3 protein-coding genes are annotated in these 13,582 nt (G+C 37.1%); all 3 read right to left on the bottom strand.

Annotated features, from left to right (window positions below):
• Nucleotides 1-143 precede the first annotated feature (143 nt).
• Nucleotides 144-6,137: a trifunctional serine/threonine-protein kinase/ATP-binding protein/sensor histidine kinase gene (locus tag AC3DU7_RS10210; RefSeq protein ID WP_488039243.1), complete on the bottom strand. Its 5,994-nt coding sequence runs from the start codon at nt 6,135-6,137 to the stop codon at nt 144-146.
• Nucleotides 6,138-7,156: 1,019 nt separating this feature from the next.
• Nucleotides 7,157-12,673: a trifunctional serine/threonine-protein kinase/ATP-binding protein/sensor histidine kinase gene (locus AC3DU7_RS10215; protein WP_488039244.1), complete on the bottom strand. Its 5,517-nt coding sequence runs from the start codon at nt 12,671-12,673 to the stop codon at nt 7,157-7,159.
• 814 nt (nt 12,674-13,487) lie between these two features.
• A complete protein-coding gene (locus tag AC3DU7_RS10220) occupies nt 13,488-13,577 on the bottom strand; it encodes a zinc ribbon domain-containing protein (protein WP_488039245.1) in 90 nt (29 codons plus the stop codon).
• Between the last annotated feature and the right edge of the window lie 5 nt (nt 13,578-13,582).

Genomic DNA, 13,582 nt, shown 5'->3' on the forward strand with positions numbered 1-13,582 from the left:
AATAATTAATAATTAATAATTAATAATGAATAATTAATAATTAATAATTACCTCTCCTTGAAAGAAGAGGATTGACTAATAATGAAAATTTTTCTTTATTATCCCCTTAAAAGGGGAGGCGCATACCCACAATTTTTCGGTAATTACATGGGAATAGTCACAGTAAAAGTAGTTTGACCAACAACAGATGTAAAATCAATCTTTCCCTGATGTTTGTTAATAATCTTTTTGACAATATCTAACCCTAAACCACTACCTTCTCCAGCAGCTTTTGTCGTAAAGAAAGGTTGAAAGATTTTATCCTGAATTTCTGGGGGTACACCAGTTCCATAGTCTGTCACTTCCACAATGATATCTTGATTTTCTACCCGCACTTGGATTTCTATTTTTCCCTTTCCATCCATCGCTTGAATTCCATTGTGAATCAGGTTTGTCCACACTTGTACTAATTCATCAGGATAGCACATAATTTCTGGAATATCTTGGTAATCACGAATCACTTCTACACCCTTTTTTAAATAGTTGTGGTAAATTTCCAGCACGGTTTCAATACCTTCAGTAATCTGAGCTGATTGTTTTTCCCCACTTTGATCGTAACGTGCGTAACTCTTGAGGGCAAAGACAATTTTTGAGGCTCTTTCCACAGCGTTGTTAATATTTTGACTGTTGCTATAAAGGCGAGCAATATCGTAGGCAATTTGTACAATTTGGTTAGCTGTAGGAGTTTGCAACAAAGATATTTGAGATTCAACACCATGATGTAATCCTGCTTCAACGATTAGGTGCGCCAGTTGTTTACCATTGGAAATGTCGTGAGACTCAAGTTGTTTAGTGACTGTGCGTTTAATTTGACGTTTTTCCCTGGTACTAAGACTGGATTGGTTGTTCAGAGAAAGTTGTAGGAAACTGAAAAAGTTGCCTTGCTCTTGTGGGTTAAGCATGGGTAATAGTTGAGGTAGTTGAGATAAGGATGCTTGGAGGGCTTTGTCGGTATTACCGATGGCGGCACGAATGGCTCCGAGGGGTGTATTAATTTCATGGGCAATTCCGGCGACTAGTTGTCCCAGAGCTGCCATTTTCTCGGACTGAATTAATTCATTTTGGGTGGCTTGCAGAGTATCAAGGGTATTTTTTAATTCTTGGGTTCGCGAAGCCACTTGATTTTCTAACGTTTGGTTGTAGTCTTCTAGGATTTTCTGAGCTTGCTTGCGTTCACTGATATCTTGGAAAGCTGCAATAGCATAAGAAATCTGGCCTGTCTCATCAAAAATTGGTGTGCTGGAAAGTTCTAAGGGAATGATATTATCTGATTGGTGAAGTTCTAAATCATCTGCTTTGGCAGTTTCACCAGCCAGGGAACGTGATATCGGCAGTTGCTCGGTAGGGTATAAATCTTGGGTTCCAGAACGATAAACTTGATATGCTTCTGCAATTTGTTCGGTTTTGGCTTCGGGCACAATGTTGATGCCTAATAACTTTTGTCCTGTCTGGTTGATATAGTGGAGTTGTCCTGCGGTTGTGTGGACTGCTACACCTACAGGCATGGCTTCTAGGTACTGAGCTAACCGTCGTTCGCTTTCTTTCACCTCGGCATAGAGCTTGGCATTAGCAATGGCGATCGCTGCTTGCCCAGATAATAGTTGTAGAATTTCCAATCTGTCTGGAGTAAAAGCTCCTGCGGTGAGATTATTTTCTAGATAAACAATACCACTGAGTTGACCTTGATTAATTAGTGGCGCACACAAAATAGATTTGGTTTTATTTGTTTTGATATAGGAATCATTAAATCTATTTTCATTGGCAGCATCATTGCTCACTACTGTTTCTTTGGTATGGGTGACATAGTTAACAATTGATGTAGGTAAGTGTTGGTTAATGGGAATTGACTGTAAAACTGTTACCTTATCAGCATCAATTTCTCCAGAGGCTTCAATTACCCATTCTCCTCCTCTTTCTAAAATGAGAAAGCCTGTTTGCGCACCGGCATTTTCGATGAGAATTTTCATCAAGTTGGCGAGTAATTTATCTAGTACAATTTCGCCAGCAATAGCTTGAGAAGCTTTCATGACGCTGGCAAAGTCTAAGGCTTCACCTGACTGACTGTTATTGGTATATCTAGTAGTTGTTGTCGCAAAAGAGGAGGGAATGCTTTTAGTTGCAGATGATCTGGGTAGTAACTGGGGGTATTTCGCCTCTAAGTCCTCGACTTTTGCCTTTGCTCCCCAGCAAGTATAGGCATATCGTGCCTCTTTCATATAAGTTCGGGCAAACCTCTCCATACCACGCTCTAGATAAAACTTAGCAGCTAATTCATAAGCTAAGGCTTCTTCTTGGATAAATTCATTTTTGTTAGCTCCGGCAATGGCTTTTTCATAAAATTCTTCAGCTTCAAGGATTTGTCCTAAAACTCGTGCTTTCTCTGCCTCAACGAGATGGAATTTGTGCAAATTATTCATGGGAGCGTGATGTGCCCATAGACTCATTTTTTCTTGATTCTTATTTACTCGCTCAAGTAAAGCTTCTTGCTCGGAGTGGGAAATATCTGCAAAAATGTTTAGATGCGCCAGAGAATCATAAAAATTGAAAGGAGATTCAACAATCATTGCTTTGATTCCATCTAAATATTCCTCTGCTGCTAAAGCATTTTTGACAGCTTGATGCTTTTCTCCAAACAAATAGCACAATATCAGTTTATTTAGATAAAAGAAATGAAGTCTAGTTCGATCGCTATCGGGTAATAGTGAGGAGTTTTCCTCGTCGAAAGCATCACCAATTAAACGGATAGAATGTTCAGACCGACCTAATAAATTAAGGACTGCTTGCCAAAATATCCCAATCCAATTAAAAGGGCTATCCCGCCTGATTTGAGCAAGAGCATTACTGTAATTCGCCATTAGCTGTTCTAATTCTGTGAGTTCGCAACCAATGAAATATGAATGATCGCATACATAACAGCCACAATAGCCAGCAAATTCATAATCTCCTGTTTCTACTCCGCTTTGATGACCTTCAATTACAAAGGGGAGTGTTTCCTTAAAGTGCTTTTTCCAATGTAATACATGAGCACCAAGCATCTCGAATACTTTAGATTTTACTTTCTGGGCATTTAACCGTTCCCGCAAATTTAAAGCCAATTGACCAAACTGATAGCCAGATTCAAGGTCTTGAACTATCCAACATAAATTTATGGCATAACAAGCATAACCAAATGCTGACCAGGTAGCATTGCCATATTTGATAGATAAGTTAACCTGTTGGCAAACATTGAGCACAAAAAGTTCAGAATTAGCGATATATGCAGCAGGCAAGGTACTCGCGAGAATAAAAATAGCTGCCAGTGCTTCTGGAGATGTCATTTCTGGCAGGTCAATTAACTCTTCAATTTTCCGTCCCTTCAACAGAGAAGTCGTTTCATCCAATCCTTGTTGAATTTCTAACTGAGTCGGGTTTTCTGGTAAACTAACCCCCAGTTGTTCTAGGACATTGAGACCAATTCTTAGTGATTCTCTAAATTTTTCTTGCGCTCCAGCCTTTTTAATTTCTACATCATAGACTTTCACTTTTTCCACAATAGTTTTAGCAGATTTTTTTACCACTTCAGCTAATTCCTGCATTGCGGTAAAGTCTCCACATAAGTAAGACGACTCTGCTGCTTCCTCATGTAAAGATAAAATTAGGTCATAATAGTTTTGCCAACCGTCTGCGCCGAGGAGTTCGCGTCCAACTTCAAAATATGTGCATGAGGCTTTATAAGCTGATGCTGATTTAGCTTTTTTTCCTGCCATCAAATTTAGCTCGGAGATTTGATATCGTTCGGTTTTATCGTTCACCAGTTCAATACCTAAATTGAGATGATCGACAATTTCAAATATCTCTTCTGATAATGCTTCTGGCTTTGTATTCTGTAACAGTAACCGACCAATTTTTAAGTGAACTGCTGTTTTTTGTGTTTCATCAATCAAGGCATACGCTGCTTGTTGAACTCGGTCATGGAGAAATTTGTAATCTTGAATTAACAGCTCTGTATCTAACTCCGATATTGGCAAGATTAAGCCGGACTGAATTGCCGTCACTAGGTCTGGAAAAACTTTCTCTTTGGATTTTTCACAAATAATAGAAATAGTGGTTAAATCAAAATAAGCACCGATACAAGCTGCTAAACGTAAAACCTGCTGAGTAGATTCTGGCAGTTTCTTCAATTTACCAATCATCAACTCTACAACGTTATCTGTAATATCCTGTGCCTTAATGTTAGAAATATCCCACTGCCAGAATCCTTCTTTACTTCCCTCCTCAGTAAGAGATGACTCAGGGAAGTGAAACGTGATTAAGTTTTCAGAATGTAGAGTTTTGAGAAATTGATTAGCAAAGAAAGGATTACCACCTGTTTTTTGCTTCACCAATTCTGCCAAAGGTTTAACTTCATCAGTGTCGCTATGTAATGTATCTGCAATTAGCTGGCTGATAGACTCTAATGCTAAGGGTGCTAAGGTAATAAAGTTGACAATTGTTCCTTGTTTTTGCAATCCATCCAGTGCCATCATCAAGGGATGAGTGGGGCTGACTTCATTATCCCGATAGGCCCCAATTAGGAACAAATATTGTGTTTCGCTATCTGTCATCATCAGTTCGATTAACTTGAGCGTAGCGGAGTCTGCCCACTGTAAATCGTCCAGGAAGATAACTAAAGGATGTTCTTTTGTGCAAAATGATCGGATGAACTGACCAAAAATACGATTAAAGCGATTTTGTGCTTCAGTTGGCCCCAACTCAAGAACAGCTGGCTGTTTGCCAACAATTAGTTCGACTTCCGGAATGACATCAATAATTACTTGCCCATTACTACCAACTGCGGCTAAAAGTTTTTCTCGCCATTGAGTAAGTTGTGAAGAGCTTTCTGTCAACAGTTGTCGCATTAACCCCTTAAAAGCACTGACAATAGCTGAGTAGGGAACACTCCGTTGAAACTGGTCGAATTTTCCCTCTGTGAAATAGCCGCGCAGTCGAGTATTAGGTTTATGAATTTCGGCAACCAATGCTGATTTACCAATACCGGAATAACCCGCCACCAACATCATCTCGATTCCTTTCCCATCTCCTGGGGAGATTTCTAAAGCCTTTCCTTCTAAGGAGGATTGGGGGGATTTTCCATCCCCTGCAACACGATCGAATGCTTCTAGTAATGTTTCAACTTCTACTTCACGCCCATAGAGTTTTTGGGGAATTTGAAACTTATCAGAAATATCCTGAGTCCCCAAATAAAACTCTAACATTTCTCCTTTTGTCTGTAATTGCAGTAGACATTCTTCTAAATCTGCTACAACTCCCCAAGCACTTTGATAGCGTTCCTCCGCCGTTTTTGCCATCAGTTTCATCACAATATCTGACAAAGCTTGAGGAATTTTTTCCCTTGTGCCTCCTGCCTTCTGATTTCTACCTTCTTCCGGTGGTACTGGTTGTTTGGCAATATGACAATGGACTAATTCCAGCCCATCTTTTGTCTCAAAGGGCAGTTTTCCGGTTAGCAATTCATAGAAAGTCACACCAAGGGAGTAAAAATCTGTACGATAATCCAAAACTCGATTCATCCGTCCCGTTTGCTCTGGGGACATATAAGCTAATGTACCTTCTAAAACATTGGGATTTTTCAGCGTTGGATTTTCGCGGTTTAATTGGGTAGAAATGCCAAAATCAATAATTTTGACTTGTCCTGTTTCTTGGTTGAAGACTATATTTGAGGGGTTAATATCTTTGTGGATGATATTACTGCGGTGAATATGTCCCAAAATCTCAGTTGTTTTGATGGCAATTTTGAGAAATTCCGGCAGAGAAAAGTCAGCACTTGATTCTAGTAATCCTTGTTTTAATGATAATGCACCAAAATCTTCAAGGATCATAACTAATGTTCTTTGATATGGTTCTAATCCATAAACATTAACTACGCCATCAAGATCTAAGCCACGAGTTATTTCATATTCTTGTTTGTATCGAGTTAGTTCGGCAGGTGTAGGATAGTCTTGTTTGAGTACCTTGAGGATAACTGCTCGATTATCCTGTTCTTGGCTAGCTCGATAGACGAAAGAATTAGGACTTTCGTAGATTTTTTTTAGAATATTGTATCCAGGAAATTCTATCATAAGTTGTTGTTAATATTGTTAATATAGATTTATAGGCGTTGCTGATTCTGGGTATGATTTTGCCCCCCGAGCAAGCCAATTTTGGGGGAAATAAAACTCTAAAAGTCCCCCTTTAATCCCCCTCCTGTCCCCCTTGGAATCCCCCTCCCGTCCCCCTTGGAAAGGGGGAAGCCAGAGGATGCTGCGCTTTTGAAGGATGGGAAGCCAGATGTTGCTGCGCTTTTTGTTGAACGGGGGATGCGCGGGGGCTTTACCAGAACCAAACAATCGCACATTCATACTTCAATTCAGCAACGCCGATTTATATTTAAAGATACGAATTAAGCGACCATAACTGTAGTTATAAATTATACCTTTTATTGTGTATTGTCAATAAACTGAAAAATTTGGGATTATTTCTGACTATCGATGTCATTTTTAACCAGACATCTTACTTGGGAAGGCAGATGGCAGAAGGCAGATGGCAGAAGGGAAAGAAAAGAGCAAAGGGAGAAGTTTTTTTTATAACTAATTATCCGGGCATGATATTAGTAAGTCAGAAGTAATAAAATACACCACTACTAATTAGGACTTGCTGATTAAATCTAAAAGCATTGACTGATATTGGCTTTAGGCAATTTATATCTGGAAAAAGTATGAACTTTTCAGCAAGCTAATGATACTAATCCTGTTTAGATAGGAGCTTTATTAGGAAAGTAAGGCAGAAGGATTAGAGAAGATTTGGAAAAAGTACCTTTTCATAACCGTATTTAGTATGATTAAATAAAGTGAGGATTTTCGGGAAGCAAAAGCCGAAAAATCACTCTGAATATTGTTTTGGCCACTGACTCTGTAATTACTATTTATACCAAATCCGGTTTTCAAAACCATGTTTTTCAAATTCCTTTCTAATCCTTATGCCCTCTGCCTTCTGCCTTACCTCACAATAAACCTTACTTTCAAAACAGGATTTGGTATTATCCTACGTCCTAACTACTCTCTACTCCCTACCCTAACAAAAAGACTTTATTCAGCAAACCCTAATTGTTTATAGGTAATTTTACTTGAAATGTTGTCTTTCCCGGTTGACTTTCAAAATCAATCTTTCCCTGATGTTTGTCAATAATCTTTTTGACAATTTCTAACCCTAAACCGCTACCTTCTCCGGGAGGTTTAGTCGTAAAGAAAGGCTCAAATATTTTATCCTGAATCTGTGAGGGTATACCAGCTCCAGAATCTGTGATTTCCACCACAATATTTTTATTTTCTACTGCCATCTCAATCTCAATTTTTCCCTTTCCATTCATCGCTTGAATTGCATTATGAATCAAGTTTGTCCATACTTGCACTAATTCATCACCATAGCAAAGAATTTCTGGAATATCCTGATAATGGCAAATTACTTCCACACCATTTTTCAGATAGTTATGGTACAACTCCAATACTGTTTCGATACTGTCAGTTATCTTAACTAATTGTTTTTCCCCACTGCTATCGTAACGAGTATAGCTCTTGAGGGCAAAGACTATTTTTGAGGCTCGCTCCACAGCTTTATTAATATTTTGATTGTTGCTGTAAAGGTGAGACAGATCGTAGGCAATTTGCACAATTTTCTTCCCTTGAGGAGTTTGTAACAAAGATATTTGAGATGCAAAACTATCATGTAACCCGGCTTCGACGATCAGGTGAGCTAGTTTTTTGGCATTGGTAATATGATGAGATTGAAGTTGTTTGGTAACTGTGCGCTTAATTTGACGTTTTTCCCTAGTACTGAGACTGGGTTTACTACAAAGAGCAAGTTGTAGGAAACTGAAAAAGTTGGTTTGTTGTTGTTGGTTGAGCATGGGTAATAGTTGAGGTAGTTCAGACAAGGATGCTTCGATGGCTTTGTTGGTGTTACCGATGGCAGCACGAATGGCTCCCAGGGGTGTATTAATTTCATGGGCTATTCCGGCAACCAGTTGTCCGAGGGCTGCCATTTTTTCGGATTGAATTAATTCATTTTGAGTGACTTTTAGTTCGTTGAGAGTATCAGAGAGTGTTTGAGTTCGTTCGGCTACTTTTTTCTCTAAGTTATGATAAAGTCGAGCATTGTCAATGGCGATCGCTGCTTCTCCAGAGAGGAGTTTTAGGATTTCTAAGCGCTCTGGTGTAAAAGCACCTGTCATGAGATTATTTTCTAAATAAACAATACCACTGAGGTTTCCTTGGTTAAGTAGGGGAGCGCATAGAACAGATTTTACTTGATATTTTTGAATGTAGGGTTGATTAGTAAAATTGCCCCGATGCATGGCATCATCAAGAACTAAACTCTCTTGAGTCCGCATAACATAGTTGACAACTGCTGAAGACAGCAGCAATATTTCGTCATCTGGTTTGACTAACTGTAATGGCTTTGACTGCAATGTCGCGATCTTACCATCAACGGATGCTTCGGCTTCAATTAACAATTTATTATTGGTTTCAAGAATTAAAAATCCCGATCTAGCGCCTGTATTTTCTAGCAAAATTATCATCAGTTTTTCTAATAATTTATCTAGCACAATTTCTTCAGAAATAGCTTGAGATGCTTTCATTACTGTGAAAAAATCTAACAAGTTTATAGAATAATTTTCTATTACAGTATGGGCTGTATTGATGGGTTTATTTTTAGTACTTCTAACTGTGGATAATTGAGATAGTAATTGTGAATATTTTTCTTCTAAATCTTCTAATTTATGTTTAGCACCCCAAAGTTGATAACAACAGTAAGCTTTTTCTATATAAAGTTGAGCAAATTCTTTTTTCCCTTTCCTCAGCCAAAATTTAGCGGCTAGTTCATTAGCTAAAGCTTCATTTTGAAGAAATTGATTTTCCTGTGCTGAAGCGATCGCCTGGTCATATAAATCCATTGCCTTTAATTCTTCACCTGAAAATCGAGCTATTTCTGCTGCAATTAAAAGATATTTGTGCAGAAAATTCTCTGGGCAGTTATCCGCCCAAATTTTCATCTGTGTTTGATTTTTTGTTAATTTTTCCCCATATTTTTGTTGATCATGTTCTGAAGCATCTTCGTAGAGTGCTGCTAAAGTAAGTGAATAGTGAAAATTATGTTCGGTACTTTGAAAATGCCCGAGAACAAAATCAATTTTCTCTGTAGCTAACAAAGCACATTTGAGAGCTTCATTATATTTTCCGTAGAGATAAAGTACCTGAGATTTAAAAATATTAAAGGTACAAAGCCAAGCCAAACTATTATTTTCTTCACAATTTTCGAGATATTGAATATCGGTTATTTCTTCTGTATAAAACTCAAGCTTATTATCCGTTTTGCCAGTCAAATTTAATAGAATGATTTGAAAACCTAATAGTCCATCAGTTGCCCAATGATTATGATGTTTTTGGCTAAATTGTAAAAATTGAGTCACATCCTCTAAAAGAGATGTTAGATTTTGACCCTGATAAAATCGGTAACGAGATTGATGTTCGAGAGCATATCCTGAAAATGTTAATTCTCCAGATTCTAAACCTGCTTGGTAAGACATATCGAAAATTGGTTTAGCCTCTTTAATATGTTTCACCCAATGATTTAAATGACCTGCAAGAATCAAACATGAACTACTTTTTTGAGCCAAATCATTAAATTTTTTACTCAGTTCAAATGCTAGTAAACCAAATTCATAACCAGATAGATAATCTCCTAAAACTGAGCCTAAAATAATCCCGTAGGTAACATAAGCTTTTGCGGATTCAGCAATATGACCATATTTAAGAGAAAGCTGCGCCATTTTGACAACAATAACAGCATATAATTCTTGGTGACTAAAATAGGCGACTGGATCGATAGCAACTAATAATTTAATCGCCTCTTTTATTTCAGGTTTTTCAATTTCTGGCACATCAATTAATGAGGTAATTTTTCGATCGGCTAAATATTTATTAGCCTGAGTTAATTCAATTTCTAAAGTGGTTTGAAAATCCCGTTCTGGCAATTCAATATCTAGTAGAGATAGTGCTTTTCGACCGATTTGAATGCCTTCTGAATATTTTGCTATTAACGTATATTGCACGATGAGCATCTTGTAGATTTCTGTTTTTTCTAAAACAGATTTTACCCGCTGCAAACTCTGGTTAATTAACTCTTCACTGTGGGAGAAATTTCCATTCAAATACTCAGCTTCAATCAATTTTTTGTGTAAAACAAAAGCAAATTCATAGTGAGAATTCCAAATATCCCCAACCATGGCTTGATTGGCTGTAGTTAAATATTTCAGTGCAGCAGAATAAGCAGTAGCATCTTTGGCTTTCTCGCCTGCTTTTAAGTTGAGTTTTGCTAAGTCGAATTTATCCTGTTCATCTACAATTAATTCTTTGCCGATATTGAGATGATCTACTATTTCAAAGATATTTTCTAATTTTGTATTATTAACAAGTAAAAGTCTACCTATTTTCAGATGAATAGCTTTTTTATTAGACTCATCAATTAAACTATAAGCCGCTTGTTGGATGCGGTCATGGCCAAATTTATACTTTTGAATTAATAGTTGTTCATCCAACTCAGAAATAGAAAAAATCAGACCAGACTGAAGAGCTAATTTTAAATCTTCAAAAATTACTGAATTAGTTTTTTCAGTTGTTATTGCTAAAGTACGTAAATCAAACTCGGCTCCTAAACAAGCAGCTAAAGACAAAATATGCTGAGTAGATTCCGGCAGTTTTTTTAACTTATAAATCATCAAATCTACAACATTATCCGTAATATTCATCCCATCAATTTGATGGATATCCCATTGCCAAACCCGGTTTTTTTTGTCGAAAATTAGTAACTTTTCTGTGTATAAAGATTTCAGAAATTCATTCACAAAAAATGGATTTCCATTAGTTTTATCAATGACCAATTTTGCTAAAGATTTGACGGATGAAAGATCGGAGTGTAGGGTCTCAGCTATTAGTTGGCTGACATCTTCAGTTTTTAAAGGCTCCAAAGTGATTTGATTAACAATTGTTCCAGATTCCCTAATTTCTGCCAAAGTCATCATCAAAGGATGAGTCAAATTAATTTCTTTATTACGATAAGCTCCCACTACAAATAAGTATTTAGTCTCTGCATCATTGATCATCAATTTAATTAAATTCAGGCTAGCTAAATCTGCCCATTGTAAATCATCTAGAAAAATAACCAAAGGATGTTCTTTTGCACAAAATACTCGGATAAAGTTATGAAAAACAAGATTAAAACGGTTTTGTAACTCTGTTGCGCCCAACTCTTGTACTGGTAGCTGTTTACCAATAATCTGTTCAATTTCAGGAATAACATCAACAATAACTTGACCATTAACTCCCAATGCCGCCAATAGTTTTTCTCGCCATTGCTTTAATTCTATTTCCCTTTCAGTCAATAGTTGTTGAACCAAATTTTTTAAAGCAGCAACAACAGCAGAGTAAGGAATATTTCGCTGAAATTGGTCAAATTTTCCAGAAATAAAATAACCTCTTTCTTGAGTGATTTGTTTATGAATTTCTTGCACTAAAACTGATTTTCCAATGCCAGAATATCCAGCTACTAACATCAGTTCACTTTGATGTTTTTTCTTTTGGTCTTCCTGCTCACCAAGTTGAGTAGATGCCCCTGCAACTCTGTCAAATGCTGCTAATAATTGTTTGATTTTAACTTCTCGGCCATAGAGTTTTTGAGGAATTTGAAACTTATCAGAAAGATCTTCTTTTGCTATAGCAAATTTCTCAATTTTTCCTGTAGTTTGTAACTGTTGTAAACAGTTTTCTAAATCTGCTTTAATTCCCCAAGCACTCTGATAACGTTCTTCAGCAGTTTTTGCCATTAGTTTCATTATAATATCTGAAATTGCTGGGGGAATTGCTATTTGATCGTCCAATGTTGGAGGTATTTTGGCAATATGACAATGAACTAATTCTAAAGCATCAGTTGCTGTAAAAGGGAGTTTTCCTCTTAACAATTTATAGAACGTTACTCCCAGAGAATAAAAGTCTGTGCGATAGTCTAGGGAACGATTCATTCTACCTGTTTGTTCGGGAGAAATATAGGGGATAGTTCCTTCTAGAACATTGGGATTTTTGAGGGTTGGGTTTTCTCTAGTTAGTTGAGTTGCAATCCCAAAATCAATTATTTTTAGTTGTTTAGTTTCTGGGTTAAAAATAATATTAGCTGGGTTAATATCTTTGTGAATTATATTATGATGATGGATTTGTCCTAAGATTTCTGTTATTTTAAGAGCTATTGGTAGAAATTCATTTAGTAGTAAGACTTTATTTTTAGTCAATTCTTGTAAAGATTTACCACCAAAATCTTCTAAGACAATTGCCAGTGTATGTTGATAAGGAATAAGGTCGTAAGCCTTGATTACACCATCATATTTTAAGTTGGAGATGAGTTGATATTCTTGTTTGTAACGAGTTATTTCTTGAGGGCTGGGATAATCTTGTTTCAAAATTTTCAGAATTACAGGTTGACTATCCTCTTCTCGAATAGCCTTATAAACTTCTGAGTTGACACTGCTATAAATTGAAACCGGGTTTTTGTATTTAGAAATTGTGAGCATAATTAATAGTTAATTGTAAATAGTTTCAAAAATTACAGCGCTTTTCATTTGAGTAGACCACAAAATTATTTTTGGCACTTAGAGTAGGGAGTAGGGAGTAGGGAGTAGAAAAATGCTTTTGGGTTGCCGATACTAACTGTAGTCTATCCATATGAAAAGCGCTATAGTAAATCGGAATAGTTTTTCGTGCCTACTTACTTATACCATTTTGATAAATATTTGCTACAAATAGCTAGGGTATTTATTAGAATTCAGAATTCAGGAATCAGAATGAAGTGAATCAGAATCCATATAGCAATGAGCGCTGGTATATTTACAAATGATAGGAGGGGCCAAATAGCTAAAAGTCTTATATTGTGGGCAATTTATTCCCCCTATTGCCTCTCTTGGTCAGCATTCCGCAAGCGAGCTGGCGGCGACGCGGGGTCTGACCGCTGTTGCCAGATGAGCTGTTGCCTGCGCACAGCGCTATAACTCAGAATTCTTTCCGCTCTGGGTAAAGATGGAATATTTTTTTATACCGAATTAAACAGATTTGATATCATACCAATTAAAAAAAAGAATGTTACGAATAGTAAGATCGATAAAAATGGTATTAAAGCTATTGATACAAAATCCGGTTATGAAAAGCTAATTTGTCCAAATGATTCTAGCCGTTCTACTAAACTTACCCAAACTTACCCATGCACGATTGCATAAGCTTTGGAGTTAGCTTCCTGCTTTGCGTTCCGCAATGCTGCGCAAACACTGAAGACCACTGACCGCAGTCTGTAACTTATCTTCTCCACAGGCTTAAATTCGCTTGGAACTCAAGCTACTGATGCACATAGTTTTTCAGATTGATAGCAGCATTCAAATCTCTATCAGCTTGAAAACCGCATTCACTACACTCATAAGTTCTCAAGTGCA

The organism is Okeania sp. (assembly GCF_983059655.1).